Raw genomic sequence first — 26,784 nt, 5'->3', positions numbered from 1 at the left:
GAGAAACCGGGCCGGGGACGGCGTTGAACCGTCGCCGTCCAGTGTAGTGCAGCGGGGACCGTAGACTCGAGCTGTGTTGAATCCAGAGTTGAAGCAGGTGGTCGGTGCCGCGATCGTTGATGACCTGCGCAGTCCACGCAGCCTCCTGGCTGCCCGCCGGTCCGCACCCGAGCAGTATGCCGGAATGTGGGAGTTCCCTGGCGGGAAGGTGGAGCCGGGGGAGACGTGTGAAGCCGCCCTGCACCGTGAACTGGCCGAGGAGCTGGGCGTGGAGGTTGCTCTGGGTGCCGAGATTACCGGGCCCCTGGCGCAGGGCTGGCCGCTGAACCAGTCTGCGGCGATGCGGGTCTGGCTGGTCCAGCTCACCGCCGGTGAGCCGCAGCCGCTGGAGGACCATGACGAACTGCGCTGGGTCCGGCTCGATTCACTGGAGCTCGCGGAGCTGCCGTGGATCCCCGCTGACCTGCCGATCGTCTCGGCGATGCTGCAGGCAGCCGGCGTGCAGAATCCTGCCCTCCAGCTGCAACGACCACCGCGGGAGCCATCCTAGGACGTCCCACCAGCAGCAAACCCTGCCGTAGCCGGAATCAGAACAGGGTTCCAGCCGCAGCCGGAAGCCGCTCCTGACCCGGCTTGGCGGGCAACGCCGGGACGGCTGCCCGGTCCCCAGGCCGCTGCCCGGCGCTGCGGGTGGCGAGGAACTGGTTTTTGCCGTCGAAGCCGTGGCGGGCCTTGAAGAACCGGATGCGCCCGGCCAGCCAGGTCCGGTATTCCTTGGAGGCATAGGACCCGCCGGTGAATAGAGCATCGTACTTAGCGCTCAGCTGCGGATAGTCCCGGCCCAGCCATTGCCGGTACCACTCGCGTGCACCGGGGCGGAGGTGCAGTGCGCCGGCGGTGACGGACGATGCACCGGCGGCAGCCAGGGCGGAGAAGAGTGCGTCCAGCGATTCGTCTCCGTCGGTCAGCCACGGCAGGATCGGCATGGCCATCACGTTGCATTCCATGCCGGCATCCCGGATCCGGCTGATCAGCTCCAGTCGTGCCTTCGGGGACGGGGTGCCCGGCTCAACCCGCTTGGCAAGGTCCGGATCCAGCAGGGCCAGGGAGATTCCCATGCTGATTGGAGTGTGCTGGGCGGCCTCGGTCAGCAGCGGAAGGTCCCGTGCCAGCAGGGTCCCCTTGGTGAGGATGGAGAACGGTGTGCCGCTGTCCGCCAGGGCGCGGATGATCTCCGGCATGAGCTTGTAGCGGCCTTCAGCGCGCTGATAGGGGTCGGTGTTGGTTCCCATCGCCACATGCTCGTGCTTCCAGGAGGGCCGGGCCAGCTCCCGGCGGAGTACCTCGCCCGTGTTGGTCTTCACCACCAGCTGGCTGTCGAAATCCGCCCCGGAGTCCAGGTCCAGGTAGCTGTGCGTTTTGCGGGCGAAGCAGTAGACGCAGGCGTGGCTGCAGCCGCGGTACGGGTTCACCGTCCAGCCAAACGGCATGGAGGAAGACGCGGGGACCTTATTCAGCACCGACTTGGCCAGAACTTCGTGGAAGGTGACCCCGGCGAAAGCCGGGGTCTGAACCGACCTGACAAGTCCCTGCAGGGGCAGTAAAACCTCCGCTGCGGGTGCGGCCTTGGGTTCCTGCTGCTGCCACCTCATCCCACCATTAGAACATATGTTCGAATGATTCCCCCGGTGGGGTCAGCCTCTTTGTGCGCTGTCCGTGCATGGACCGGCTGGGCGCTGGGCGCCCGCACCGGCGCTCCGGTAGCCGCCGTCGTCGAGCCCGGCCAGGATTTCGAAGATGTTGGCCGACGCCGGGTCGCCGGAACGCAGCCGGGATATCCCCGCGGCGGCGAAATACAGCGGCAGGAAGGCCCAGCCAAGCACGGCGTACTGGGAGGTGTGCCTTGCCTCGTGCCGCAGCAGGGGAGAAGCTGACCCCGCCGCGGAAGGCTCGAAGGCAGCCGAAACCCGCGAACGGTAGATCACGACGTTGCCGACGGTGAAAGCTGCTGCGTGCGGGAGCCTGTGCGTCCAACCCCCGGCGAGCAGGATCCCCGCCGGCCCGCGCCGCAGCCGCAGCCCTGCGGTCCGCCCCATGACCAGGCCTGCCGCCGTCGTTCCGTTGAGCAGATTCACCGTGCGGCGAAGCCGATGCGGGAGCCGGAGGCGGTGGCTGCCGCTGCCTGTTCGCTGGGCCGGAGTCATGGGCCAATGGTAGGGCAGCGGTGCGCCTTCACACTGCCCGGCCGCCAGGTGTTCGTTGGTTAGACTGGTAGCCGCAGGCTTCGTACCTTTGCCTGCGAGCATCTTTTAGGAAACACCAACCAACACGGCCGGAAACAGGTAAGAACGGTACATGTCGAATTCCATACCGGGGATGGACTCCCCAGACACCGCGGCACCCAACCCGCTGGACGAGTCAGCGGTCACAGCCGCCGTCGACGCAGCGCTCGCAGCCATCAGCTCCGCGGCCGACCTGGACGCCCTCAAGGACGTCCGCATCGCCGTTACCGGTGAGAAGTCGCCGCTGGCCCTGGCCAACCGGCAGATCGGCGGACTCCCCAAGGAGCAGAAAGCAGCGGCCGGCAAGGTCGTTGGCCCTGCCCGCGGACGGATCAACCAGGCGCTCGCCGCCCGCACCGTTGAGCTGGAAGCTGAGCGCGACGCCCGGATCCTCGTCGAGGAAGCCGTTGACGTCACGGCTGCCCCGCGCCGCCGCCGCATCGGCGGACGCCACCCGCTGTCCACCCTGCAGGACCGCGTCAGTGACATTTTTGTGGGCATGGGCTGGGAAATCGCCGAAGGCCCCGAGGTCGAATCCGAGTGGTTCAACTTTGACGCGCTGAACTTCGAGCCGGACCACCCGGCCCGCGAAATGCAGGACACCTTCTTCGTGGAGCCTCCCGAAGCGCACCTGCTCATGCGCACGCACACCTCACCGGTCCAGGTCCGTTCCATGCTCGAGCGTGACCTGCCGATCTACGTGCTCTGCCCCGGGAAGGTGTTCCGCACCGACGAGCTCGATGCGACCCACACCCCGGTGTTCCACCAGTTCGAAGGCCTGGCCATCGACAAGGGCCTGACCATGGCAGACCTGGTCGGCACCCTGGAACACTTCACCCGCGTGCTCTTCGGCGACGAGGCGAAGGTCCGGCTCCGGCCCAACTACTTCCCGTTCACCGAACCCAGCGCCGAGCTGGACATCTGGCACCCCGGCGCCAAGGGCGGGCCACGCTGGATCGAGTGGGGCGGCTGCGGCATGGTCAACCCCAACGTGCTGCGCGCAGCGGGCATTGACCCCGAGGTCTATTCAGGTTTTGCCTTTGGCATGGGCATTGAACGTGCCCTGATGTTCCGCAACGAAGTATCGGATATGCGGGACATGATCGAAGGCGACGTACGTTTCAGCGAACACTTCGGGATGGAGATCTAAGTGAGAATCCCACTTTCCTGGCTGCGCGAGTATGCCCAGGTTCCGGCGGACGCAACCGCCGAAGACGTGATGGCCGAGCTGGTCAAGGTTGGTTTGGAGGAAGAGGACGTCCACCGTCCCACCGACGAGCTGCAGGGCCCGGTGGTTGTGGGTCAGGTGCTCTCCAAAGAGCCCGAACCGCAGAAGAACGGCAAAACCATCAACTGGTGCACCGTCCGCGTAGTGCCCGAAGGTACCGAGCAGACGCTGAGCGGTGACGGGATCGATCCGTCCGGCGTACAGGGCATCGTCTGCGGTGCGCACAACTTCGAGGTCGGGGACAAGGTGGTTGTCACCCTGCCCGGCGCCGTGCTGCCCGGAGACTTCCGGATCAGCCCGCGCAAGACCTATGGCCACGTTTCCGCCGGCATGATCGCCTCGGTCCGTGAACTGGGCATCGGCGAGGACCACGACGGCATCCTGGTGCTCTCCACCCTTGGCCTGGACCCGGAAATCGGCACTGACGCGCTGGAACTGCTCGGTCTCTACGACCAGGCAGCCGAAATCAACGTCACCCCGGACCGCGGCTATGTCTTCTCCATCCGCGGCGCCGCCCGGGAGTACGCCCACGCCACCGGCACCAAGTTCACCGATCCCGCCGCCACGGTGGAGGTTCCGGAGGCCGACGGCGCCGGGTACCCGGTGCGCCTGGCAGACGACGCCCCGATCTACGGCGAGCCCGGCTGCGACCGGTTCGTTGCCCGCACCGTCCGCGGCGTTGATCCGACCCGTCCGACGCCGACGTGGATGTCCTCGCGCCTGCGCTTGGCCGGCATGCGCTCGATCTCCCTGATCGTGGACATCTCCAACTACGTGATGCTCGAGCTCGGACAGCCGCTGCACTTCTACGACCTGGACAAGCTCACCGGCGAAATCACCGTCCGCCGTGCCGCCCCGGGAGAGACCATCAAGACCCTGGATGACAAGGTCCGCACCCTCGATCCCGAGGACCTGCTGATTACCGACGAGTCCGGCCCCATCGGCATCGCCGGCGTGATGGGCGGAGCCACCACCGAGGCCTCCGGTACCACTCGCAACGTCCTGATCGAGGCAGCGCACTTCGACGACGTCAGCATCGGCCGTTCCCGCCGCCGTCATAAGCTGCCCTCCGAAGCGTCCAAGCGCTTCGAACGGGGAGTGGACTGGTACGTGGCGGACATCGCGGCGCAGCGTGCAGTCGACCTGCTGGTGGAACTGGCCGGCGGCACCGCCGATCCGTCCATCACCGACGCCGGCACCGCGCCGGAAACCCGGAGCATCTTCCTGCCCGCGGACTTCCCGGCCAAGCTGATCGGTTACAACTTCACCGAGGAGCAGATCACCGGGACGCTGGCCGATCTGGGCGCCGACGTGGAAAAGGCCGACGGCGGCTACCGGGTGTCGCCGCCGAGCTGGCGGCCGGACCTGGAGACGCGTGAGGACCTCACCGAGGAAATCATCCGCCTGGTCGGTTACGACCAGATTCCTTCCACGCTGCCGACCGCGCCTCCCGGGCGCGGCCTGACCCGTGTCCAGCAGCAGCGCCGCCGCCTGCTCCAGTCCCTGGCGGCGTCGGGTCTCACCGAAGTGCTCTCCTACCCGTTTGTGACGGAAGAGGACAACAACACCTTCGGCACGCCGGTTGCCGGCGAGCAGCTCCGGGCGCTGAAGCTGGCCAATCCGCTCAGCGCCGAGTTCGGCTACCTGCGCACCTCGGTGCTGCCGGGCCTGTTCGACGTCGCCAAGCGGAACCTGTCCCGGGGGTTCCGGGACCTGGCGCTGTTTGAGTCCGCGGCGGTCTTCCTGCCCGGCGACGAGACCGGCACCGAGTCCATTCCGCCGCTGGGTGTCAGGCCCTCGGAAGAGGTTCTGGACGCGCTGTACAACGGCATTCCGGATCAGCCGCTGCACATTGGTGCGCTGTTCACCGGGCATGAGTCTCCCGCCGGCGCCGGTCACACCCCTCGCGCCTGGGACTGGGCCGACGCCGTCGACACGGCCCGGCTCATGGGCGACGTGCTCGGCGTCGAACTGGTGATCAGCCAGGGCGAACACCAGGCTTTCCACCCGGGACGCACCGCGAAGATCTCGCTGCGCAGCGGCGAAACCGTGGGCTACGCCGGCGAACTCCACCCGAAGCTGCTCGCGGCCCGGGACATGCCGGCCCGCACGGTGGCACTGGAAATCAACGCCGATGCCCTCTTCGAGGCTGCACCGGACGTGATCGTCTCCCGCGAGATCTCGGCCTACCCGGCTACGACTCAGGATGTGGCCTTGATTGTTGCGGAGGAGATCCCGGCAGAAGCCGTCCTGGAGACCCTGCGCGAAGGCGCCGGGGAACTGCTGGAAGACATCGCCCTGTTTGATGTCTACACCGGCAAGGGCATCGACGAGGGGCACAAGTCCCTCGCCTTCGCCCTGCGCTTCCGGGCTGCGGACCGCACGCTGACCGCGGACGAGGCCTCCGAATCCCGTGCCGCCGCCGTCGCGCTGGCTGCTGAGCGGTTTGGTGCCGTGCAGCGGTAGTTTTGTTGTTTTAGCAGGCCCCGCCGGGTTTTCCGGCGGGGCCTGCAGTGTTTTGTGCGGCCTGCAGTGTTTCGCGTGGGGGTGCCGGCCCTCTACGGCTTGCGGCAGGTGACGAGGAACTGGGCCGCCCAGCCGAGGCCGATGAGGAAGAAGCCCAAACCAATCCCGGCGTACCCGGTCCGGGATGCCGTGTATGTGCCAAGGGCCGCGGTCAGAAGGATTGCCAGGCCGCTGCCGGCCAGCAGTTTGGGATTCGGGTTGAACCAGCGGACTGCCTCACCCCGTCGGGTCCGGCGGCGGTCCCGCCCAGCCCGACGCCGTCCATCCGGGCCCCTACCACCGGCCCCCGACACGCGTTCCCACTCTATGTAGCCTCCTGTGGCAGATGGGGTCACACCAGTCACTCCGCACAACTAACAGTGGGAACGCGTGTCGGCTGGCGCCCGGCATGCCTGTCCATCTTTGTTGGCCTGCCAACTGGATGACCTCAGAGGCATTGGCCGCACAAAGCGGAGGGCCGGGAGAATGTCCCCAGTGCCAGGAAACCCTGCCCTTTGGGACATTCCTCCCAGTTTGGGACTTTCCTGCCGTGGCGCCGCGCAGGATTGTCCCGAGGTGGCAGGGAAGTCCCTAGCGCAAGGAATCGTTGCCCGTTGGTGTCCCAATGTGGCAGGGATGTCCCAAAGGGGAGGGAAACCCTGCTCGTTGTTGTCTCGATCTGGCAGGGGTGTCCCATAGTGCAGGGAAACCCTGCGCGAAGGCGCCGGGGAACTGCTGGAAGACATCGCACTGTTTGATGTCTACGCCGGCAAGGGCATCGACGAGGGGCACAAGTCCCTCGCCTTCGCCCTACGCTTCCGGGCTGCCGACCGCACGCTGACCGCGGACGAGGCCTCCGAGTCCGTGCCGCCGCCGTCGCGCTGGCTGGTGAGCGGTTTGGTGCCGTGCAGCGGTAGTTTGGTTGTTTCAGCAGGCCTCGCCGGTTTTCCGGCGGGGCCTGCAGCAATTTGCTAGCTTGTGTCCGGTGAGAACTCTTTCCCGCCCCGGCACCTGGTACCTCTTCGACTACGGCATGGTGATCTCGACGGCGCCGGTTCAAGAAGACTGGGACGACCTGTGCCGCGCCACCGGGCTCGACCTGCAGCCGCCGTCGAGCCCCTATTGGGCGGGACGTCATGGGTTCGACGCCGGTGATCTGAGTCCCGAAGCGTACTGGTCCGGTGTGCTGGGGCACCCGGCAGCGGAGAACGAGGTGGAGCTGCTGGAGTCCCTCGACGCCGCGCTGTGGGCCCGCATGAATCCAGCAACCTTGGACGTTTTGCACTCGCTGAGCAATGAGGGCGCACAGCTGGCGCTGCTGTCGAACATGCCAGCGGGTATGTCGCGGCGTTTTGAGGCGGCGGAGACCTGGCCGGGGTACTTTTACAGACGGTACTTCAGTGGCCGGCTGGGCATGGCGAAGCCCGACCCGAGAATCTTCAAACACGTCCTGGCCGATTTGCAGGCAGCACCCGAGAACGTTGTGTTCATTGACGATAATCCGGCGAATATCCAAGCGGCAGAGGCACTCGGTATACGCGTAGTCCTGCACACGGAGGACACCGACCTGAGGCAGGAGCTGGACCTGCTGGCCGATCCGGCTTAGCCGCTCCGCGAGGTGCGGCCGACGGTGATCCACCAGTTCAGGGCTTCATCGTCCACGATGATTTCCATGGGAACGGTTACCCACCCTTCACCCATCGGCCGGCCCGTGCCCATATAAGCAGGCTGTCCGCCGGCGGTGAGCAGGTCCCGGTAACCTGACGGATCCACCCGCACCAGCAGGTCTCCGTCCCGGCCCGCCGAGACAGCCAGTTGGCCGTCCACCATAAAGGCCACGCCCCCGAACATGTTTTTCTCCCGGACGTCTGGGTGGAACGCAAGGCTCTGCCGGATGCGCTGTGCCAGGGCGTCTCGTGCCGGGTCCGTCTGCATGTCCTGCTGCCTCCTGCTAAGGATCGTTGTTGACAGGATCCTCCTGATCCGTTTTCCGGCTCTCCACCAGCGACGAGGCGCTTATGCCCATACCTACAAAAAGATAGCCGAGGGCTAACCAACCGTGCCCCGGAACCGCGCTGAAGTAAAGAACCGGAACGATGACCGCTCCCAGGAATGCCGCGGACCCCAGGCGCTTGCCTTTGGGTTTGACGGTTCGCACGGTTTCGTGCCGGGCGGCGGCCTGGCGGTCCACGATCACTCGGACGGTGAGAGCGAATCCGAAGAGGAGCGGTGTGGCCTGAGCCAGCTGGGATCTTGGCGGCAGGCTAATCAGGGTGGCGCACAGAGCGCCGGCAACGACGAGGACGATGCTCGCGGCGTCGAGCATCGTGACGCTATCCGGAGCCTTAGCGCTGATCATGGCGCCGAGTCTCGCACATTCCAGCGGGGTCAGCGCTACGGGGCCTCTGGCGGGTCGATCCTCAAGAGTTCATCCGGTCTAGTCCGGAGCGCATCGCAGACCGCGGTCAGGGTGGTGAAGCGAATGTCCTTCGCTTTGTTCGTTTTCAAAGTGGATAGGTTTGCCAGTGCGATCCCGGTCAGTCGGGAAAGTTCAATCAAGGTCATCCCATGTACCACCCGCGTCACCAGTACGGCCGCCACCAGTGCTAAGGCAAAGTAAAGGCAAGCAGGCGCTGCGCTCAACAGGCGTAGCCAGAAAGGAGCATCGACAAGGCAGACGGCTGTTCCCTGCCGAAGTTCAGCATGATTGATTTGGGGGAGCATGCTGAGGGAAAGTCGTGGATCGGCGCCGTTGAAAGCTAGGAGTGTGTGCGCCCTGAAATGATCGTATAAACCTCCAGTGCGCTGCCAACAGCTGCCTCTACTGCGACCAGCCACACGGCAACCAGTGCGGCCGATGTCAATTTGGACCTCTGGGCCGTGCTGCTGCTCCCCACGATTCCCGCCTTATCGCTTCATAGTTTTATTGATGAGCGATAAGGCAATGCTCTGGATTGAGCAAGGTCTTCCGGTGGCCTTCTACCGAAGCCGGCCCGCCCTGCCCGCTGTCCAACCCGCCCTGCCCGCTGTCCAACCCGCCCACCGCCCCGACCCCGTCCGGCAGGGCCAGCTTGACGCCGTCCAGCCGGGCTCCGTCCAGCCTGGACCCGACCACCGGCCCCGACCACCGGCCCCGACCGCCGGCCCCCGACACGCGTTCCCACTCTATGTAGCCTCCTGTGGCAGATGGGGTCACACCAGTCACTCCGCACAACTAACAGTGGGAACGCGTGTCGGCCGGCGCCCAGTGCCTGTCCATCTTTGTTGGCTTGCAAACTGGATGACCTGAGGCATGGGGCGCACAAAGTGGAGGGCCGGTGGAAGGACCCCAGCGCCAGGAAACTCTGCCATTTGGGACATTCCTCCCCGTTTGGGACTTTCCTGCCGTGGCGCCGCGCAGGATTGTCCCAATGTGGCAGGGATGTCCCATAGTGCAGGGAAACCCTGCTCGTTGTTGTCCCGAGGTGGCAGGGATGTCCCAAAGGGGAGGGAAACCCTGCCCGCTGGTTTCCCGAGGTGGCAGGGGTGTCCCATAGTGCAGGGAATGGTTGCTCGTTGGTGTCCCGAGGTGGCAGGGATGTCCCAAAGGGGAGGGAAACCCTGCCCGCTGGTGTCCCAATGTGGCAGGGATGTCCCAGAGTGCAGGGAAACCACGAAAAAGCCCCGCCGGCCCAGAGCCGTCGCCCGTCGCAGCGTTGCCGGGTTCCCAGACCGGGCGAGTGAAAAAAGGAGACCAGCTACGAAGCCGCTGCCCTCTGCCGGGTCGGGGAGCCGACGCTATCTGAGCCCTCCCGACCAGGCCTGCGCCGTCCCCACCAGGTCTGATCCCCACCAGGCCTACGCCACTAGGGCCTGGCCGGGGAAAAGTCAGGGTTCCGGACTACGGAACCAGCAGCACCTTGCCGGTGGTCTTCCGGCCCTCCAGATCCTCCTGCGCCTGCGCAGCCTCGGCCAGGGTATAGGTCGCACCGATCCGCACATCCAGGGTCCCGGCCTCCACCATTTCGAACAGCTCGCGGGCACGCCACTGGCGTTCCTCGGCACTGCGCAGGTAATCCCGGATGGTCGGCCGGGTCAGGTAGAGCGAGCCCAGGGCGTTCAGCCGCTGGATGTCGAACGGGGGTACCTGGCCGGACGCGCCGCCGAAGAGCACCATCATGCCGCGCGGGTGGAGGCTGGCCAGGGAACCGTCAAAGGTTGCCTTGCCCACGCCGTCGAACACCACATCCACGCCGCGGCCGTTGGTCAGCTCCCGCACCCGGTCCGCGAAGCCGTCATAGCGCAGCACGTGGTCCGCGCCCGCTCCGGCCGCCAGCTCGGCCTTTTCATCGCTGGAGACCGTGGTGATCACCGTGGCGCCCTTGGCTTTGAGCAGCTGGATCAGCAGCAGGCCGACGCCGCCGGCCCCGGCATGGGTGAGCACCGTTTCTCCGGACTGCACCGGGTACGTCGAATTGCACAGGTAGTGCGCCGTAATCCCCTGCAGCGGAAGCGCGGCCGCCACCTTGATATCCACACCCGGCGGTACCGGCAGGGCCTTGTCCGCGTCCAGCAGCATGTACTCGGAGTAGGCGCCGCCTCCCTCGGCGGTGGCCACGTGGTCGCCTTCCCGGAAAGCGGCGACCTCCAGGCCCGCGGACACCACCGTTCCGGCCGCCTCCGAACCGGGAATGAACGGGTAGTCCATCTTGTAGACACCGCTGCGCTGGTAGGTGTCGATAAAGTTCACGCCGGCGGCCGCCACTTTCACGAGCAGCTCGTTCGGCCCGGGAACCGGCAGGTCCACCTCTTCATAGCGCAGGACGCCGGGTCCGCCGGCCTGGGGGACGACAATGGCTTTGTGCATGGGTTGCCTCAATCAGCTCGGGGTGTGTTTACCTGGCAGCATGTGGACACCATCGTAGGCCCGTCACCGCCGGCGGACCTGCCCGCAGTCAAAATGCATAAATATGAAGGGTCTTGCATAAAGTTGTTGTAGTGTGGTGCACATGACGATTTCCGTTGCCGTATCAGGAGCCAGTGGCTATGCCGGGGGAGAGGTCCTGCGCCTGCTCGCCGGACACCCCGACGCCGAAATTGGCGCCATCACCGCCCACAGCAATGCCGGTTCCCGGCTGGGAGGACTGCAGCCGCACCTGCACGCGCTCGCCGACCGCATCCTGGTGGACACCACGGTGGAGAACCTGGCCGGACACGACGTCGTCTTCCTGGCCCTTCCGCACGGCGCCAGCGCGGAAATCGCCGCGCAGCTGAGTGCTGACACCCTGGTGATCGACGCCGGCGCCGACCACCGGCTCACCGATCCCGCCGCCTGGGAAAAGTTCTACGGCTCCCCGCACGCCGGCTCCTGGCCCTACGGCCTGCCGGAACTGCCCGGCCACCGCGAAAAACTCCGCGGCGCCAAGCGGATCGCGGTCCCCGGCTGCTACCCGACGTCGTCCCTGCTGGCCCTGACCCCCGGCTTCGCCGCAGGGCTGCTGGAGCCCGACGACGTCGTCATCGTGGCCGCGTCCGGCACCTCCGGAGCGGGCAAGGCCGCCAAGCCGCACCTGCTCGGCTCCGAAGTGATGGGTGGGATGAGCCCCTACGGCGTGGGCGGCGGACACCGGCACACCCCCGAAATCGAGCAGGGCCTCTCCGCCGCGGCGGGGGAGCAGGTCTCCATTTCCTTCACCCCGACGCTCGCGCCGATGGCCCGCGGCATCCTCACCACCGCGACGGCGAAAGTCCGCCCCGGCGTCGACGCCGCCGCCCTGCGCGCGGCCTGGGAAACCGCCTACGCCGATGAACCGTTCGTTCGGGTGCTGCCCGAGGGCCAGTGGCCGGCCACCAAGATGGTTGTCGGCTCCAACTACGCCGCACTGCAGCTCGCCTACGATCCGCACGCCGGCCGCGTGATTGTCTCCGCCGTGATCGACAACCTCACCAAGGGCACCGCCGGCGGCGCCGTCCAGTCCATGAACATCGCCCTCGGCCTCGACGAGGGCGCCGGCCTCACCCTGCAGGGAGTTGCACCGTAATGAGCACCGAAACCCATACCGGCACCCAGACCGCCGGCATCACCGCACCCGCCGGCTTCCGCGCCGCAGGCGTGACCGCCGGGCTGAAGGCCTCCGGCGGACGCGACGTCGCCCTGGTGGTCAATGACGGCCCCGTCAAAGCCGCGGCCGCGGTCTTCACCAGCAACCGGGTGGCAGCCGCCCCGGTGGACTGGTCCCGCCAGGTCATCTCCGACGGGCGGGCCGACGCCGTGTTCCTGAACTCCGGCGGAGCCAACGCGTGCACCGGCCCGCAGGGCTTCCAGAACACCCACGCCACGGCGGAAAAGGTAGCCGAGCTGCTGGGCGTTTCCGCCGGCGACGTCCTGGTCTGCTCCACCGGCCTGATCGGTGAGCAGCTGCCGATGGACAAGCTCCTGCCCGGCGCGGAAACTGCCGTGCAGGCCCTGACCAACGACGGCGGCGCGCTGGCTGCCGAGGCCATCATGACCACGGACTCCGTCTCCAAGCAGGCCGGCTTCGCCGGCACCGGCTACCGGATCGGCGGGATGGCCAAGGGCGCCGGCATGCTGGCACCCGGACTGGCCACCATGCTGGTGGTCCTCACCACCGACGCTCTCCTCGATGCACCGGCGCTCGACGCCGCACTGCGCACGGCGACCGCGGTCACCTTTGACCGCACCGACTCCGACGGCTGCATGTCCACCAACGACACTGTGGTCCTCATGGCCTCCGGTGCCTCCGGCACCACCCCGGATACCGAAGAGTTCACCCGCGGCCTGACCGAGGTGTGCCATTCCCTGGCCCAGCAGCTGATTACCGACGCCGAGGGCGCCAGCCACGACATCGCCATCACGACATTCAACGCGGCAACCGTGGCTGACGCCGAAACGGCGTCCCGCGCCGTCGCCCGCTCCAACCTCTTCAAGACCGCGATCTTCGGCAACGACCCGAACTGGGGCCGGGTCCTCTCTGCCGTCGGCACCACCGACGCCGCCTTCGAACCGGACCAGCTCAACGTCTCGATCAATGGTGTCCAGGTCTGCCGGGGCGGTGGCATCGGTGATCCGCGCGAAAACGTGGACCTCAGCGGCCGGGCGGTGAGCGTCGAAATCGATCTGGCAGCCGGAACCGAATCCGCGACTATCTGGACCAATGACCTGACCACGGACTACGTCCACGAAAACTCCGCCTACAGCAGCTGATCGAGGATCCTATGAGCACCCCCACCGAAGCCCGCGAACAGCTGGCCGCCCAGGACAAGGCGGCCACGCTGATCGAGGCGCTGCCCTGGATCCAGCGGTTCGCCGGCAGCACCATGGTGATCAAATACGGCGGCAACGCCATGGTCAACGATGAGCTGCGGCAGGCGTTCGCCGAAGACATCGTCTTTCTCCACCACGTGGGTGTGCACCCCGTGGTGGTGCACGGCGGCGGCCCGCAGATCAGTGCGCTGCTGGCCCGGCTGGGCATCAAGTCCGAGTTCAAGGGCGGCCTGCGCGTCACCACCCCCGAAGCCATGGACGCGGTGCGTATGGTGCTCACCGGCCAGGTTGGCCGCGAGCTGGTCGGCATGATCAACTCCCACGGCCCCTACGCCGTCGGCCTCTCCGGGGAAGACGGCGGGCTGCTGCAGGCCGTGCGCACCGGAACGGTTGTGGACGGCGAAGAAGTGGACCTGGGCCTCGTCGGCGAAGTTGTCGGCGTCAACCCCGGAGCGATCCTGGACCTCATCGAGGCCGGCCGGATCCCGGTCATCTCCACCGTGGCCCCGGAAATCGACGGCGCCGGCTCACCCACCGGACAGGTGCTGAACGTGAACGCCGACACGGCCGCCGCCTCCCTGGCTGTGGCCCTGGGCGCCTCCCGCCTGGTGGTCCTGACCGACGTCGAAGGCCTTTACGCCAACTGGCCGGACAAGTCCTCGCTGATCTCCTCCCTCACCGCCGGCGAACTGCGGAGCATGCTCCCCAGCCTGGAATCCGGCATGATTCCCAAGATGGAAGCCTGCCTCGCAGCGGTCGACGGCGGGGTGGACCGCGCCGCCGTCGTGGACGGCCGCATGGCACATTCCATGCTGCTGGAAGTTTTCACCACCGCCGGCATCGGCACCCAGATCGTTCCGGACGGAGAAACAGCATGAACAGCGTCCCGAAGGCACCGGGCGTGGACATCGTTCCCGCCAGCCCCGAACTCTCCCAGCTGACCGAGCTGACCGGCACCGGCAGCGACTGGCTGGCCCGCTACAGCAAGTCCCTGATGGGTGTCTTCGGCACGCCCCAGCGGGTGCTGGTCCGAGGGCACGGCTGCTACGTCTGGGACGCCGATGGGAAGGCCTACCTTGACCTGCTCGGCGGAATCGCCGTCAACGCGCTGGGCCACGCCCACCCGTTCGTTACCTCGGTCATCGCCAGCCAGCTGAATACGCTGGGCCACGTCTCGAACTTCTTCACCAGCCCGCCCCAGATTGCCCTGGCGGAGAAGCTGCTGCAGCTGGCCCAGGCGCCGGAGGGCTCCAAGGTCTTCTTCTCCAACTCGGGCACCGAGGCCATCGAGGCAGCGTTCAAGCTGGCCCGCCGCAACTCCACCCCCGAGCGCAGCCGGATCATCGCCATGGACCACGCCTTCCACGGCCGGACCATGGGTGCGCTGGCACTGACCGCCAAGGCCGCTTACCGGGAGCCGTTTGAACCGCTGCCCGCCGGCGTCGAGCACATCCCCTACGGCGACGTCGAAGCCCTGCGCGCAGCCGTCGACGAGACCGTCGCCGCCGTGTTTATGGAACCGATCCAGGGCGAGGCCGGAGTGCACCTGCCGCCCGAGGGCTACCTGCAGGCCGCCCGGGAAATCACCGAGGCAGCCGGCGCGCTGCTCATCTTCGACGAAGTGCAGACCGGCATCGGCCGTACCGGCACCTGGTTTGCCTCCGAGGGTGTGCTGCCGGATGCCATGACCCTGGCCAAGGGGCTGGGGGCCGGTTTCCCGATCGGCGGGCTCATCACCTTCGGCGACAGCGTCTCCTCCCTGCTCACCGCGGGCCAGCACGGCACGACATTTGGCGGCAATCCGGTGGCGACGGCGGCGGCACTGGCCACCCTCGCCGCCATCGAAGCCCAGGACGTGCTCGCCAATGTGAACACCACCGGGGAACAGCTGCGTGCGGCTCTGGAAAAGGTGGACGGCGTCAGTTCGGTCCGCGGACGCGGACTGCTGATCGGCATCGATCTGGAGCCCGATCTGGAGGGAGCAGCTCCGGCCGCCGTCACCGCCGCCCTCGAAGCCGGCTTCATCATCAACGCCACCGGTCCCCGGACCCTGCGCCTGGCACCGCCGCTGATCCTCGGCGTCGAGCAGGCCATGAGCTTCACCGACGAACTACCCGCCATCCTGCAGGCCGCCGCCGCCGCCACGACGATTGGACAGTCATGACCCGCCATTTCCTGGTTGACACCGACCTGACCCAGGCCGAACAGGCCGAAGTCCTGGACCTGGCCGACGCCCTGAAGAAGGACCGCTACAAATACCAGCCGTATGCCGGGGACTCCACCGGCCGCAAGACCGTAGCGGTCATCTTCGACAAGACCTCCACCCGCACCCGGATTTCCTTCGCTGCCGGGATCGCGGACCTGGGCGGTGTACCGCTGATCATCGGTGCCGGCGAGTCCCAGCTGGGGCACAAGGAATCCGTGGCGGACACCGCAAAGGTGCTGGAGCGGATGGTGTCCACGATTGTCTGGCGCACCTACGCACAGTCCGGGCTCGAGGAAATGGCCGCCAATTCCTCCGTCCCGGTGATCAACGCGCTCTCCGATGACTACCACCCCTGCCAGCTCCTCGCGGACCTGATGACCATCCGGGAGCACAAAGGCACGCTGGCCGGTCTGACCCTGACCTACATGGGGGATTGCGCCAACAACATGGCCAACTCCTACCTGCTGGCCGGCGTCACCGCGGGGATGCACGTCCGCGTCGCCGGGCCGATGGGCTACCTGCCGGATCCGCTGGTGGTCGACGCCGCCGCGGCCCGCGCCGAGGAAACCGGGGGATCGGTGCTCATCACCACCGACGCGGCCGAAGCACTGGCCGGCGCCGATGTGGTTGCCACCGACACCTGGGTGTCCATGGGCCAGGAGGACGAAAAGGCCGCCCGCCAGGAGCTGTTCCGTGAGTACGCCGTGGACGGCAACGCCATGGCGCAGGCCGCGGACGACGCCGTCGTGCTCCACTGCCTGCCCGCCTACCGCGGCTACGAGATCTCCGCCGACGTGATCGACGGACCACAGTCCCTGGTCTGGGACGAGGCAGAGAACCGGCTGCACGCCCAAAAAGCCCTGATGCTCTGGCTGATGGCCAAGTCCGGACTCACCGGAGTGCCGGAGGGCCCGGCATGACCATGCCCACCACCAAGACGGCCCGGCAGGCACGCATCCGGGCGCTGCTGACCGGCCTGTCGGTGCGGTCGCAGGCGGAGCTCGCCGCACTGCTCGCCGACGACGGGGTGCAGGTCAACCAGGCCACGCTCTCCCGTGACCTGGTGGAACTGGGCGCCGTCCGGATGCGCGGCAAGGACGGGGTGCTGGTCTACGCTGTTCCGTCCGAGGGCGGAGAACGCACACCGCAGTCGGGCGTCAGTCCCGAGGTGCTCGATGCGCGTCTGGCGCGGCTCTGCGGGGAACTGCTGGTCACCGCCGAAGCCTCCGGAAACATTGTGGTGCTGCGGACTCCGCCGGGAGCGGCGAATTTCCTGGCGCTGGCGATCGACCACTCCATCATGCCGTCCATCCTGGGCACGCTCGCAGGCGACGACACCGTCCTGCTGGTCACCCGGGACCCGGACGGCGGCGCCGAACTGGCCGCCCGCTTCCTGAGCATCGCCGATGAGGCGACCGCCAGCGGGCAGGCTCCGGACAATCGCATACTGTAGAAGCTGACCCCGCGGCGTGAGCCCGGCCACAGGCTTCCCAAACTTTTCCTACCCAACGCAGCACCAACGCTGCACCAATCGCAAGAGGAGCACATTCGTGAGCGAACGTATTGTTCTGGCCTACTCAGGTGGCCTGGATACGTCAGTGGCCATCGGCTGGATCGCCGAGGCAACCGGCGCCGAAGTCATCGCCGTGGCGGTCGACGTCGGACAGGGCGGCGAGTCCCTGGAGACCATCCGCCAGCGCGCGCTCGACTGCGGCGCCGTCGAAGCCTACGTTGCGGACGCCCGCGACGAGTTCGCCGCCGAGTACTGCATGCCGGCCCTGCAGGCCAACTCCCTGTACATGGATTCCTACCCGCTGGTCTCCGCGCTGTCCCGCCCGGTGATCGTCAAGCACCTGGTGGCCGCTGCCCGCGAATTCGGCGCCACGACCGTCTCGCACGGCTGCACCGGCAAGGGCAACGACCAGGTCCGCTTCGAAGTCGGCATCCAGACCCTGGGCCCGGACCTGAAGTGCATCGCACCGGTCCGCGACCTGGCCCTGACCCGCGACAAGGCCATTGCCTTCGCCGAAGAAAAGAACCTGCCGATCGTCACCACCAAGAAGAACCCCTTCTCCATCGACGCCAACGTCTGGGGACGTGCCGTGGAAACCGGCTTCCTGGAAGACATCTGGAACGCGCCCACCCCGGACGTGTACGAATACACCGCCGATCCCGACTCCGGGATTGCCGCCGATGAAGTGGTCATCACCTTCAAGGCAGGCGTTCCCGTGGCCATCGACGGCAAGCCCGTCACGCCGCTGCAGGCCATCGAAGAGATGAACCGCCGCGCCGGCGCCCAGGGCATCGGCCGGATCGACATCGTCGAAGACCGCCTGGTCGGCATCAAGAGCCGCGAAATCTACGAAGCACCCGGCGCCATGGCTCTGATGGCCGCGCACCGCGAACTCGAGAACGTCACCGTTGAGCGCGAGCAGGCCCGCTTCAAGAAGACGGTCGGCCAGCGCTGGACCGAACTGGTCTACGACGGCCAGTGGTTCTCCCCGCTGAAGAACTCCCTGGACGCCTTCATTGCCGACACCCAGCAGTACGTCTCCGGCGACATCCGCATGAACCTGCACGCCGGCCGCGCCACCGTCACCGGCCGCCGCTCCGAGTCCTCGCTGTACGACTTCAACCTGGCCACCTACGACACCGGCGACACCTTCGACCAGTCCATGGCCCGCGGGTTCATCGAGCTGTTCGGAATGTCCTCCAAGGTCGCCTCGGCCCGCGACCTGCGTATCGCCGAAGGAAAGTAAGCACATGCATAACGGCAAGCCGTCAATCGATACACCTGCCGGGCCGCCGGATACCTCCGGCGGTTCCACGGTCCAGGGTGCCTTGTGGGGCGGGCGTTTCGCCGGCGGTCCGGCCGACGCACTGGCCGCCCTGAGCAAGTCCACCCACTTCGACTGGCGGCTTGCCGGCTATGACATCGCCGGTTCCCGGGCGCACGCCCGGGTGCTGCACAAAGCCGGACTGCTCGACGACGCTGAGCTGGCCGGCATGCTGGAAGCACTGGAAGCGCTCGACGCCGATGTGCGCTCCGGCGCCTACCTCCCGGCCGAGTCCGACGAGGACGTGCACGGCTCCCTGGAACGCGGCCTGATCGAACGCGCCGGCCCGCAGCTGGGCGGCAAGCTCCGCGCCGGCCGGTCCCGGAATGACCAGATCGCCACCCTGGGCCGGATGTACCTGCGGGACCACGCCCGGATCGTTGCCGCCGGCGTGCTGGCCACCGTCGACTCGCTCGTGGAGCAGGCGGAGAAGCACCTCGGGGTGGCCATGCCCGGCCGCACCCATCTGCAGCACGCGCAGCCGGTGCTGCTGAGCCATCACCTGCTGGCCCACGCCTGGGCGCTGCTGCGCGACGTGCAGCGGCTGGCCGACTGGGACAAGCGCGCAGCGGTGTCCCCGTACGGCTCCGGAGCCTTGGCCGGGTCCTCGCTGGGACTGGATCCCAACGCCGTCGCCGCGGATCTTGGCTTCGACTCCGCTGCCTGGAACTCGATCGACGGCACCGCTTCGCGTGATGTCTACGCCGAGTACGCCTGGGTTGCCGCGATGATCGGCGTCGACCTGTCCCGGATCAGTGAAGAGATCATTCTCTGGGCCACCAAGGAATTCTCCTTCGTCACGCTCGACGACGCGTTCTCCACCGGCTCCTCGATCATGCCGCAGAAGAAGAACCCGGACGTGGCTGAGCTGGCCCGTGGGAAGGCCGGCCGCCTGATCGGCGACCTGACCGGGCTGCTGGCCACCCTGAAGGGCCTGCCGCTGGCGTACAACCGGGACCTGCAGGAAGACAAGGAACCGGTGTTTGACGCCACGGACACCCTGGAGCTGCTGCTCCCGGCTGTGTCCGGCATGATCGCCACCCTGGTCTTCAACACCGAACGTATGGAGTCCCTGGCTCCGCAGGGCTTTGCGCTGGCCACCGACATCGCCGAATGGCTGGTCCGCCAGGGGGTTCCGTTCCGGGAGGCGCACGAGCTTTCCGGTGCCGCCGTGAAGCTGGCCGAATCCCGCGGCGTCGAGCTCTGGGACCTGACCGATGCGGACTACGCCGGGATCTCGGAACACCTGACCCCGGAGGTCCGCACAGTGCTCTCCACCGAGGGTTCGCTGGACAGCCGCAGCGCGCAGGGCGGCACCGCCCGCTCCGCCGTCGAGGCGCAGCTGGCCGAACTGAAGAAGCAGCTGGCCGCGGCCCGCGCCTTCGCGCAGTAGCATCCCTGACCCCGCAGGGGTGGAAACGGTTGCCCGGTCACTCACCGGCAGCCGTTTCTGCCCTTCCGGGGACCTGGGCGATACCGTGGTGAGCATGCCCAACCCCGAGTTCCGGCGCCTGCTGCGCGCACTGCCCGACTTCCCGGCCACCCTCCCGGACTTTGATCCTGACACCGCAGCGGATGACCCCGCTGTGCTGTTCCGGCTCTGGCTCGGGGAAGCGCTGGCCGCCGGCATTCCGCAGCCCCATGCCTTCTCGCTGGCCACGGCCGATCCCGCCGGCCGGCCCTCGGCCCGCATGCTGATCCTGAAGGACATCGACGACGACGGCTGGCAGTTCGCGACCTCCCGCACGTCCCGCAAGGGCCGGGAGCTGGAGGCCAACCCGCGTGCGGCCATGAACTTCTTCTGGCAGCCGCTGGGCCGCCAGGTCCGCGTCGCCGGCAGCGTGGTGCGGCTGTCAGCAGAAGCGTCGGCTGCGGACTGGGAGGAGCGCCCCGGGGCAGACGGCAGCCCGAACCCGGTGTGGCAGCTCTACGCGCTGCAGCCGCTGGAAACCGAATTCTGGCAGGCCCGGGCGGACCGGAACCACATCCGCTACCGGCTGCCGCCCGGAAACGGGCGCTGAGCTTTGGCCGCGCTTCGACTTGGCGCGCCTTCCAGAGCGGACCCGCCCACCCTAGGGTAGGTAGTGCAGCAGATGGCATCTACGGAAGGGCCGCCATGTCTGAAGCATCATCGTCCAGCCGTTCCGGGTGGGAGGACCCCTCGGTTCCCGCAGGCCGCATCGAAAAGCTGAGCGACGGCTGGGCGCTGGCCTTCGACAAACAGTTCGACTACCCCGCCGCGCATATCTGGGATGTCCTGACGAATCCGCGCAAAGTCGAGCAGTGGATGGGATCCGTCACCCCGGACTGGGAACTGGGTAAGGAATACACCGTGGAGATGGGCGGAGGCAGCGTATCCGGCACCGTTCTGCAGCTCACGCCCCGCAGCAGTCTGCAAATCACCTGGGATGATGAACTCGGCGAGGAATCGGTGCTGGAGTGGCAGGTGCTGGAGTCCGACGGCGGTGCGCTGCTGCAGTTCCGGTCCCGCACCGACACCGCGGATTTCCTCGCCGAGGGCAGCGCCGGCTGGCAGGGCATCCTGCTGGCGTTCGCTGCGGTGGCTGCTGGGACTCCGCCGCCGGGCATGGAGCAGCCAGCCCAGTGGCGGGCGCTGCGCGATGCCTATTCCAAGGAATTCGATGTCTCGCCGACCATGGGTTTCCTGGAAGAAACCCCCGGGGACACCACACTGGTCTTTGAACGCTGGTACGACGCCCCGGCTGAGGACATTACCGCCGCCGTCGAAAGTTCCGGCGGAAACCTCCGCCTCGGCGAGGGTGCAGACTTTTCGGTGGAAGAGACGGACGGCGTGGGCAAACTGCGGATCCGGCAGCGGATCGACGGCGGTAATCCGCAGGACACCGCCGCCCTGATGGCTGCCTGGCACCTGGCGCTGGACTCGGCCGCAGTCCGGCTGCTGGGGGAGACCCCGCATCCGAACTCCCACCGCCTCCGGGCGCTCGAAGCGCTCTACAGTGCCTCTGCTTAGCCTCTTCCGCAGCACGCCGGCACACACCCCGCGGCCGCTCAAACCGGTTTTTTACGCAGCCGCCGCTCTTGCTACGGTCGAAGGATGGAGCAGATACGCCTGGATCCCGCAGAACAACGCAGCCGGCTGACCATCCCTGCCACCGAGGCAGCGCCCTGGCTGCTGGGTGCCGTCCTCCGCAGGGAATCCGAGGAGGGCGACGTGGCGGTCCGGATCACGGAGGTGGAAGCGTACCTCGGAGCAGCGGACCCCGGGTCCCATGCCTTCCGTGGACAGTCGGCCCGGAACTCCACCATGTTTGGCCCGGCCGGACACCTTTACGTCTACTTCACCTACGGGATGCACTACTGCGCCAACGTCGTCTGCGGCGAACCGGGCCAGGCCACCGGGCTGCTGCTGCGGGCCGGGGAAATCGTTGAGGGCCACGCCGTCGCCGGAGTGCGCCGCAAGCAGCCCAAATCACCCCTGGACCTGGCCCGCGGGCCGGCCCGGCTGACCCAGGCACTGGGCATAGACCGCAGCCTGGACGGCGCGGATGTTTTCACGTCCCCGCTGCGGCTGGAACTGCCGCCGGAACCGGCCGCAGCGGAGGCGATTTCCTGCGGTCCCCGGGTTGGCGTCAGCGGGGAAGGCGGTGGAGAAGCCTACCCCTGGCGGTTCTGGCTGACCGGCGAACCGAGCGTCTCCAAATACCGGCCGGCGGTACAGCGGGCTCGGGTACGCGCTTCGGGGGCGACGGCGAAGCGCGCGTAGGCTGACCGGCCACCAACGGGCCGGGGCCGGGTTGCCTCCGGATGCCTGTGCGGTCTGCCGCACGCCTGGGCGGCGGCCGGCTGTGAGGAGCAGCGCAGCCGCAGGACACGGCTTCGGGTGCGGCAGACCGGTAAGGTAGATGGGTGAAACACACAGCTTCGAACCCGCTCAACACTTCCGCAACCCCGGCCCCTCAGGCCGCCGAAACGATTGCCGAAATTATCGACCGCCTCGGCGCCGTCGTCCAGGATTACCCCAAGCCGGGCATCACGTTCCGCGACCTGACTCCCGTCTTCGCAGATGGACCGGCGCTGCGCGGCATGGTGGACGCACTGCTGGCCGGATACGAGGGACAGTTCGACTTCGTGGCCGGCGTGGAAGCCCGCGGATTCCTGCTCGCCGCCGCTGCGGCCTACGCGTCCGAACGCGGCGTGATCACCATCCGCAAACCCGGAAAACTGCCGCGGGCAACCTACACCGAAACCTATGACATGGAATACGGGCAGAACAGCCTCGAGCTGCACGTCGAGGACGTGCCGGCCGGCTCGCGGGTCTTGATCCTGGACGATGTCCTGGCCACCGGCGGAACGCTTGCAGCTGCCGCCCGCCTGATCGAAAGCGCCGGCTCCAGCGTTGCGGGCTTCGGCGTCGTACTCGAACTCGGTGAACTGGGGGGCCGCAAAGCCCTCGCCGGCCACAACGTGCGGTCGCTGATCACCTACTAAACCGGCCCTCCGCAAACGGAATACGGGCCGCGGGACGCAACGTTCACCCGCACTATGGACAGGGCATGGAAATTGTGCCGATGCACGGTAAGATAGACGGTCTGCCTTTGCGAGAGGGAACGCGAACATGCCTGAAACGTCTTCGGTCCAAACGGAGCTCGACCACGAGCGCCGCTACGTGGCCGGCCTGTACCACCGGCTCGATGAGCTGCGGGAGGAAAAAAGCGAGCAGCTGGCCCAGGTCCGCCGCTCACATTCCGCCGGTTCGCACCAGAACCGGTCCGAACGCGATGCCTTTGCCACCATGTACGAGGACCGCCTCGCGCAGCTGAACGCCGTCGACGACCGGCTGGTGTTCGGCCGGCTCGACCTCGACGACGGGGAGACCCGCTACATCGGCCGGATCGGCCTCTCCACGGCTGACCTGCAGCGGCTCATGGTGGACTGGCGTGCGCCGGAAGCCGGTACCTTCTACCAGGCCACCGCTTTCGAGCGCCAGGGCGTGCGCCGCCGCCGTCACCTGATCCTCAAGGGCCGGGACGTCCAGGGCCTGGAGGACGACGTGCTGGATTACTCCATGCTTGAAGAGGGAGACAATCTGCAGGGCGAGGGTGCCCTGCTGGCCGCCCTGAATTCCAAGCGCACCGGCCAGATGTCGGACATCGTTGGCACCATCCAGGCGGAGCAGGACCGGATTATCCGTGCACCGCTGCCCGGAACCCTGGTGGTGCAGGGTGGCCCGGGCACGGGTAAAACCGCCGTCGCCCTGCACCGCGCCGCGTACCTGCTCTACACCCACCGGGAGCGCCTGAAGTCCGCCGGCGTCCTGCTCGTGGGGCCCTCGAATGCCTTCATCCACTACATCGAACGGGTGCTGCCCTCCCTCGGCGAGACCGGCGTCGTGATGTCCAGCCTCGGCCAGCTGATGCCGGGCATCACGGCCACGGGCGAGGATTCGGCCGCCGCCGCCGAGATCAAGGGCCGGCTGTCGATGGCCGACGTCGTCAACCGCGCCGTCGCGAACCGCGAGCGGATTCTGGCCGAACCGCGCCGGCTGAACGTCGACGGAACCATGATCACGCTGACGCCCAAGCAGGTGCAGCGGGCCCGGGACCGGGCACGCGCGACCGGCAAACCGCACAACGAAGCACGCGTGACCTTCGTGAAGATCCTGCTGCGTGAACTCACCGACCAGCTGACCGAGGTCCTCGAAGAATCGGCCGGCGCCGGGAACAGCACCGACCGCGCGTATCTGGCCGAGGACGTGCGCAGTGCCCGGGACGTGCGCATTGCACTGAATCTGTGCTGGATGCCGCTGACACCGGAAAAGCTCATCAGCGAACTGTTCAGCAAACCCGGACACCTGGAAGCAGCCGCCCCGGACCTCACCGATGCCGAGCGTGCCCTGCTGATGCGCGCCCCGGACGCGGCCTGGACCGAAGCGGATATTCCGCTGCTCGATGAGGCCGCGGAACTGCTGGGAGACCTCGATCCCTCGGCCGGCCGGGACAGTGCTGCCCTGGAGGAAGCCCGGAAGCGGGACCTGGCGAACGCCGAACGTGCGATCGAAAACACCGAAGGTTTCCTCGAGGACTCCGGTGCCCACGGCATCCTTTCCGCCGAGGACCTGGCCAACCACAACATGGAAGCCGAAGAGCGGCTCACCGCGGCAGACCGTGCCGCCATCGACCGCACCTGGGCGTTCGGGCACGTGGTGGTGGACGAGGCGCAGGAGCTGTCCGCCATGCAATGGCGCCTGCTGATGCGCCGCTGCCCGCTGAAGTCCTTCACCGTGGTGGGAGACATCGCTCAGACCAGCTCCGCAGCCGGGGCCACCTCCTGGCAGCAGGCACTCGACCCGTTCGTGGGGGAGCGCTGGACGCTGGAGGAACTGACGGTGAACTACCGCACGCCGGCGCAGATTGCCGAGGCAGCCGTCCGGATGGCCAACGCCGCCGGTCTGGTGGTCTCCGCGCCGAAGGCCGTTCGCGAGGGGCAGTGGCCGCCGTTCCTGGACACAGTTGAGGAAGGCGGGCTGATCGCCCGGCTGCTGGAGACGCTTCCCGCCGATCTGGCCGCGCTGGAAGGCGGCCTGCTCGCCGTCATCACCGAGGACCACCGGCTGGCCGAAGTCCGGCAGGCCGTCAGGGGGGTCTACGGAAAGCGGGTAGGCACCGGTGCCGGCGGACTCGGCCAGGACATCGTGGTGATCTCTCCGCGCGAAGCCAAGGGACTGGAGTTCGACGGCGTCGTGATCCTGGAGCCCTCGGAGCTGCTCACCGCAGCCGCCGGGAAGGTGGGGGATCTGTACGTGGCCATGACCCGTCCAACCCAGCGCCTGCGTCTTATTGCGGAGCACGGGATCCCGGCGGGGATAGCCGACGGCGAATCCTGATAATTTAGAGGCGTGCCACAGAATACCCAGACCTCCGAGGGCCTTGTTGCCCAGCAGAACGATCCGACCTTTGCCAACATCTGGCAGGAACTGAAGTGGAGAGGGCTGATTAAGCTCTCCACCGACGAGGCGGAGCTTGAAAAGCTACTCAGCGGAGACCCGGTCACGTATTACTGCGGTTTTGACCCCACTGCGCCGAGCTTGCACCTGGGCAACCTGGTGCAGCTGCTGACCATGCGCCGGCTCCAGCTGGCCGGCCACAAGCCGCTGGCCCTGGTGGGCGGCTCCACCGGTTTGGTGGGAGACCCGCGCCCGACGGCGGAACGCACCATGAACACCAAGGAAACGGTGGCGGAGTGGGTCGGCTACCTGCAGGGCCAGGTCCAGCGGTTCCTGAGCTTCGAGGGCGAGAACGCTGCCCGCATGGTGAACAACCTGGACTGGACGGCGCCCATGAGCGCGCTGGATTTCCTGCGCGAAATCGGTAAGCACTTCCGGGTCGGAACCATGGTGAAGAAGGAGATCGTTGCTTCGCGCCTGAACTCCGACGAGGGCATCAGCTACACGGAATTCAGCTACCAGGTGCTGCAGGGCATGGATTACCTGCAGCTCTACCGCGACTACGACTGTGTCCTGGAGACCGGCGGGTCGGATCAGTGGGGCAACCTGACCTCCGGCACCGAGCTGGTGCGCAAGGTTGAAGGCGCCACGGTGCACGCACTGGGCACGCCGCTGATCACCAACTCCGACGGCACCAAGTTCGGCAAGAGCGAGGGTAACGCCGTCTGGCTGGATCCCAGCATGACCACCCCGTACGCCATGTACCAGTTCTGGCTCAACACGGCCGACGCCGATGTGGTTGACCGGCTCAAGGTCTTCACCTTCCGGACCAAGTCGGAAATCGAAGAACTCGAGCGCGCCGTGGCCGAGGCGCCGCACAAGCGCGAGGCGCAGCGCGCCCTGGCCTACGACGTCACCTCGCTGGTGCACGGCACGGACGCCACGGACAAGGTCATTGCCGCCTCGGCTGCTCTGTTCGGCCAGGGCTCGCTTGAGGACCTGGACGAAGCGACTCTCACTGCGGCTACCTCAGAACTGCCCCGGGCCGAGGTGGACGCGGCGGGACTGGGCATCATTGACCTGCTGGTGGCCACCGGCCTGTGCAAGACCAACTCTGATGCGCGGCGGACCATCACCGAAGGCGGTGCCTACGTGAACAACCGCAAGGTCACGGAGATCGACGCCGTGATCGGAACCGAGGAACTGCTGCACGGCAAGTACCTGCTGCTGCGGCGCGGCAAGCGGACCCTGGCAACCGCGGTTGTTTCCGGGAGCTGACTTACTGCAAATGTTTGGAAGGGCAGGCCAGAGATGGCCTGCCCTTCCGCGTTTTCACGGGCGCTTTGGCTGGTGGCGCCGGTGCGTGCAGGAGGTCACACCCGTTCCGGGTTGCACGCCCGGCTGGGTGTGTGTACAGTTATGTGAGTCGCCGCGGCCGGGACGCTCAGCTGAGAAGCTCGAAGCGCCCGAAGCATGGCGGCCAAACCCCAACAAACTTTGATGGTGGATCCACTGCGCGCCTTGTGTGCCGGCGGAA

24 protein-coding genes and 1 pseudogene are annotated in these 26,784 nt (G+C 67.2%); 19 read left to right on the top strand and 6 right to left on the bottom strand.

The window, feature by feature from the left end:
• Positions 1-76 precede the first annotated feature (76 nt).
• On the top strand, positions 77-550 hold the full coding sequence (locus H9639_RS11250) for a (deoxy)nucleoside triphosphate pyrophosphohydrolase (protein WP_191808412.1): 474 nt from the start codon (positions 77-79) through the stop codon (positions 548-550).
• A 37-nt stretch (positions 551-587) separates the two neighbouring features.
• Here the strand turns inward: H9639_RS11250 and H9639_RS11245 are convergent, their stop codons facing one another.
• Together H9639_RS11245 and H9639_RS11240 are read right to left on the bottom strand one after the other, a co-directional pair.
• Entirely contained in the window at positions 588-1,652 is a 1,065-nt protein-coding gene (locus tag H9639_RS11245) for an Rv2578c family radical SAM protein (RefSeq protein WP_191808177.1), read from the bottom strand.
• Positions 1,653-1,694: 42 nt separating this feature from the next.
• A complete protein-coding gene (locus H9639_RS11240) occupies positions 1,695-2,204 on the bottom strand; it encodes a hypothetical protein (protein ID WP_191808176.1) in 510 nt (169 codons plus the stop codon).
• Between the two features lie 151 nt (positions 2,205-2,355).
• On the opposite strand from H9639_RS11240, the gene pheS reads away from it, so the two are divergent.
• The 4 genes and pseudogenes from pheS to H9639_RS11220 all read left to right on the top strand — a co-directional run bounded on the left by pheS (position 2,356) and on the right by H9639_RS11220 (position 7,621).
• Complete coding sequence (pheS, locus tag H9639_RS11235; protein ID WP_191808175.1) at positions 2,356-3,432, top strand: phenylalanine--tRNA ligase subunit alpha; 1,077 nt, start codon at positions 2,356-2,358, stop codon at positions 3,430-3,432.
• Complete coding sequence (gene pheT / locus H9639_RS11230) at positions 3,433-5,976, top strand: phenylalanine--tRNA ligase subunit beta (protein WP_191808174.1); 2,544 nt, start codon at positions 3,433-3,435, stop codon at positions 5,974-5,976.
• Between the two features lie 750 nt (positions 5,977-6,726).
• Positions 6,727-6,932, top strand: a pseudogene (locus H9639_RS17285) (phenylalanine--tRNA ligase subunit beta-related protein); the annotation flags it as partial.
• 68 nt (positions 6,933-7,000) lie between these two features.
• On the top strand, positions 7,001-7,621 hold the full coding sequence (locus H9639_RS11220) for an HAD family hydrolase (protein WP_318242064.1): 621 nt from the start codon (positions 7,001-7,003) through the stop codon (positions 7,619-7,621).
• On the opposite strand, the gene H9639_RS11215 is transcribed toward H9639_RS11220, so the two are convergent.
• The 4 genes from H9639_RS11215 to H9639_RS11200 all read right to left on the bottom strand — a co-directional run bounded on the left by H9639_RS11215 (position 7,618) and on the right by H9639_RS11200 (position 10,861).
• Positions 7,618-7,950: a TfoX/Sxy family protein gene (locus H9639_RS11215; protein WP_191808173.1), complete on the bottom strand. Its 333-nt coding sequence runs from the start codon at positions 7,948-7,950 to the stop codon at positions 7,618-7,620. The genes H9639_RS11220 and H9639_RS11215 overlap by 4 nt on opposite strands.
• 16 nt (positions 7,951-7,966) lie before the next feature.
• The gene (locus H9639_RS11210; RefSeq protein WP_191808172.1) at positions 7,967-8,374 is read right to left on the bottom strand and encodes a hypothetical protein; all 408 of its coding nucleotides are present in this window, start codon (positions 8,372-8,374) and stop codon (positions 7,967-7,969) included.
• A gap of 35 nt (positions 8,375-8,409) precedes the next feature.
• Positions 8,410-8,580 carry a helix-turn-helix domain-containing protein gene (locus H9639_RS16875; RefSeq protein WP_225219527.1) on the bottom strand — a complete coding sequence of 57 codons (171 nt, stop codon included), beginning with the start codon at positions 8,578-8,580 and terminating at the stop codon, positions 8,410-8,412.
• 1,315 nt (positions 8,581-9,895) lie between these two features.
• A complete protein-coding gene (locus H9639_RS11200; RefSeq protein WP_191808170.1) occupies positions 9,896-10,861 on the bottom strand; it encodes a quinone oxidoreductase family protein in 966 nt (321 codons plus the stop codon).
• A gap of 142 nt (positions 10,862-11,003) precedes the next feature.
• Between H9639_RS11200 and argC the strand changes: the two genes are divergently transcribed.
• The 14 genes from argC to tyrS all read left to right on the top strand — a co-directional run bounded on the left by argC (position 11,004) and on the right by tyrS (position 26,525).
• A complete protein-coding gene (gene argC, locus H9639_RS11195; protein ID WP_191808169.1) occupies positions 11,004-12,035 on the top strand; it encodes an N-acetyl-gamma-glutamyl-phosphate reductase in 1,032 nt (343 codons plus the stop codon).
• Positions 12,035-13,219 (top strand): bifunctional glutamate N-acetyltransferase/amino-acid acetyltransferase ArgJ, encoded by a 1,185-nt coding sequence (gene argJ, locus H9639_RS11190; protein ID WP_191808168.1) that lies wholly within the window; start codon positions 12,035-12,037, stop codon positions 13,217-13,219. Before argC ends, argJ begins: the two co-directional genes overlap by 1 nt.
• Positions 13,220-13,230: 11 nt before the next feature.
• A complete protein-coding gene (gene argB / locus H9639_RS11185) occupies positions 13,231-14,157 on the top strand; it encodes an acetylglutamate kinase (RefSeq protein ID WP_191808167.1) in 927 nt (308 codons plus the stop codon).
• Positions 14,154-15,443, top strand: a complete 1,290-nt coding sequence (locus H9639_RS11180) for an acetylornithine transaminase (protein ID WP_191808166.1) — start codon at positions 14,154-14,156, stop codon at positions 15,441-15,443. Before argB ends, H9639_RS11180 begins: the two co-directional genes overlap by 4 nt.
• The gene (gene argF, locus H9639_RS11175) at positions 15,440-16,405 is read left to right on the top strand and encodes an ornithine carbamoyltransferase (RefSeq protein WP_191808165.1); all 966 of its coding nucleotides are present in this window, start codon (positions 15,440-15,442) and stop codon (positions 16,403-16,405) included. The genes H9639_RS11180 and argF overlap by 4 nt, the downstream gene beginning before the upstream one ends.
• A complete protein-coding gene (locus H9639_RS11170) occupies positions 16,402-16,938 on the top strand; it encodes an arginine repressor (protein ID WP_191745829.1) in 537 nt (178 codons plus the stop codon). The genes argF and H9639_RS11170 overlap by 4 nt, the downstream gene beginning before the upstream one ends.
• Before the next feature lie 97 nt (positions 16,939-17,035).
• Positions 17,036-18,244 (top strand): argininosuccinate synthase, encoded by a 1,209-nt coding sequence (locus H9639_RS11165; protein ID WP_191808164.1) that lies wholly within the window; start codon positions 17,036-17,038, stop codon positions 18,242-18,244.
• A gap of 4 nt (positions 18,245-18,248) precedes the next feature.
• Positions 18,249-19,715, top strand: coding sequence for an argininosuccinate lyase (gene argH, locus H9639_RS11160; protein ID WP_191808163.1), 1,467 nt, complete (start codon positions 18,249-18,251; stop codon positions 19,713-19,715).
• Positions 19,716-19,809: 94 nt separating this feature from the next.
• Positions 19,810-20,343 (top strand): pyridoxine/pyridoxamine 5'-phosphate oxidase, encoded by a 534-nt coding sequence (locus H9639_RS11155; protein WP_191808162.1) that lies wholly within the window; start codon positions 19,810-19,812, stop codon positions 20,341-20,343.
• A 95-nt stretch (positions 20,344-20,438) separates the two neighbouring features.
• Positions 20,439-21,314 carry an SRPBCC domain-containing protein gene (locus tag H9639_RS11150; RefSeq protein ID WP_191808161.1) on the top strand — a complete coding sequence of 292 codons (876 nt, stop codon included), beginning with the start codon at positions 20,439-20,441 and terminating at the stop codon, positions 21,312-21,314.
• Between the two features lie 84 nt (positions 21,315-21,398).
• Entirely contained in the window at positions 21,399-22,067 is a 669-nt protein-coding gene (locus tag H9639_RS11145) for a DNA-3-methyladenine glycosylase (protein WP_191808160.1), read from the top strand.
• A 218-nt stretch (positions 22,068-22,285) separates the two neighbouring features.
• Positions 22,286-22,792 carry an adenine phosphoribosyltransferase gene (locus H9639_RS11140; protein ID WP_191808409.1) on the top strand — a complete coding sequence of 169 codons (507 nt, stop codon included), beginning with the start codon at positions 22,286-22,288 and terminating at the stop codon, positions 22,790-22,792.
• A gap of 127 nt (positions 22,793-22,919) precedes the next feature.
• Complete coding sequence (locus H9639_RS11135; RefSeq protein ID WP_191808159.1) at positions 22,920-25,187, top strand: HelD family protein; 2,268 nt, start codon at positions 22,920-22,922, stop codon at positions 25,185-25,187.
• A 12-nt stretch (positions 25,188-25,199) separates the two neighbouring features.
• Positions 25,200-26,525 carry a tyrosine--tRNA ligase gene (gene tyrS / locus H9639_RS11130; RefSeq protein ID WP_191808158.1) on the top strand — a complete coding sequence of 442 codons (1,326 nt, stop codon included), beginning with the start codon at positions 25,200-25,202 and terminating at the stop codon, positions 26,523-26,525.
• Positions 26,526-26,784 lie beyond the last annotated feature (259 nt).

The sequence above is a fragment of the Arthrobacter gallicola genome, assembly GCF_014836775.1.
GTDB lineage: Bacteria > Actinomycetota > Actinomycetes > Actinomycetales > Micrococcaceae > Arthrobacter_B > Arthrobacter_B gallicola.
This window is presented reverse-complemented; position numbering and strand designations above follow the sequence as displayed.

Excerpts from the sequence above, each read along its gene's own strand:
- H9639_RS11245 (WP_191808177.1), bottom strand. The coding sequence starts at position 1,652 with ATGAGGTGGCAGCAGCAGGAACCCAAGGCCGCACCCGCAGCGGAGGTT.
- H9639_RS11240 (WP_191808176.1), bottom strand. The coding sequence starts at position 2,204 with ATGACTCCGGCCCAGCGAACAGGCAGCGGCAGCCACCGCCTCCGGCTC.
- pheS (WP_191808175.1), top strand. The coding sequence starts at position 2,356 with ATGTCGAATTCCATACCGGGGATGGACTCCCCAGACACCGCGGCACCC.
- H9639_RS11215 (WP_191808173.1), bottom strand. The coding sequence starts at position 7,950 with ATGCAGACGGACCCGGCACGAGACGCCCTGGCACAGCGCATCCGGCAG.
- H9639_RS11210 (WP_191808172.1), bottom strand. The coding sequence starts at position 8,374 with ATGATCAGCGCTAAGGCTCCGGATAGCGTCACGATGCTCGACGCCGCG.
- H9639_RS16875 (WP_225219527.1), bottom strand. The coding sequence starts at position 8,580 with ATGACCTTGATTGAACTTTCCCGACTGACCGGGATCGCACTGGCAAAC.
- H9639_RS11200 (WP_191808170.1), bottom strand. The coding sequence starts at position 10,861 with ATGCACAAAGCCATTGTCGTCCCCCAGGCCGGCGGACCCGGCGTCCTG.
- argC (WP_191808169.1), top strand. The coding sequence starts at position 11,004 with ATGACGATTTCCGTTGCCGTATCAGGAGCCAGTGGCTATGCCGGGGGA.
- argJ (WP_191808168.1), top strand. The coding sequence starts at position 12,035 with ATGAGCACCGAAACCCATACCGGCACCCAGACCGCCGGCATCACCGCA.
- argB (WP_191808167.1), top strand. The coding sequence starts at position 13,231 with ATGAGCACCCCCACCGAAGCCCGCGAACAGCTGGCCGCCCAGGACAAG.
- H9639_RS11180 (WP_191808166.1), top strand. The coding sequence starts at position 14,154 with ATGAACAGCGTCCCGAAGGCACCGGGCGTGGACATCGTTCCCGCCAGC.
- argF (WP_191808165.1), top strand. The coding sequence starts at position 15,440 with ATGACCCGCCATTTCCTGGTTGACACCGACCTGACCCAGGCCGAACAG.
- H9639_RS11170 (WP_191745829.1), top strand. The coding sequence starts at position 16,402 with ATGACCATGCCCACCACCAAGACGGCCCGGCAGGCACGCATCCGGGCG.
- argH (WP_191808163.1), top strand. The coding sequence starts at position 18,249 with ATGCATAACGGCAAGCCGTCAATCGATACACCTGCCGGGCCGCCGGAT.
- H9639_RS11155 (WP_191808162.1), top strand. The coding sequence starts at position 19,810 with ATGCCCAACCCCGAGTTCCGGCGCCTGCTGCGCGCACTGCCCGACTTC.
- H9639_RS11150 (WP_191808161.1), top strand. The coding sequence starts at position 20,439 with ATGTCTGAAGCATCATCGTCCAGCCGTTCCGGGTGGGAGGACCCCTCG.
- H9639_RS11145 (WP_191808160.1), top strand. The coding sequence starts at position 21,399 with ATGGAGCAGATACGCCTGGATCCCGCAGAACAACGCAGCCGGCTGACC.
- H9639_RS11135 (WP_191808159.1), top strand. The coding sequence starts at position 22,920 with ATGCCTGAAACGTCTTCGGTCCAAACGGAGCTCGACCACGAGCGCCGC.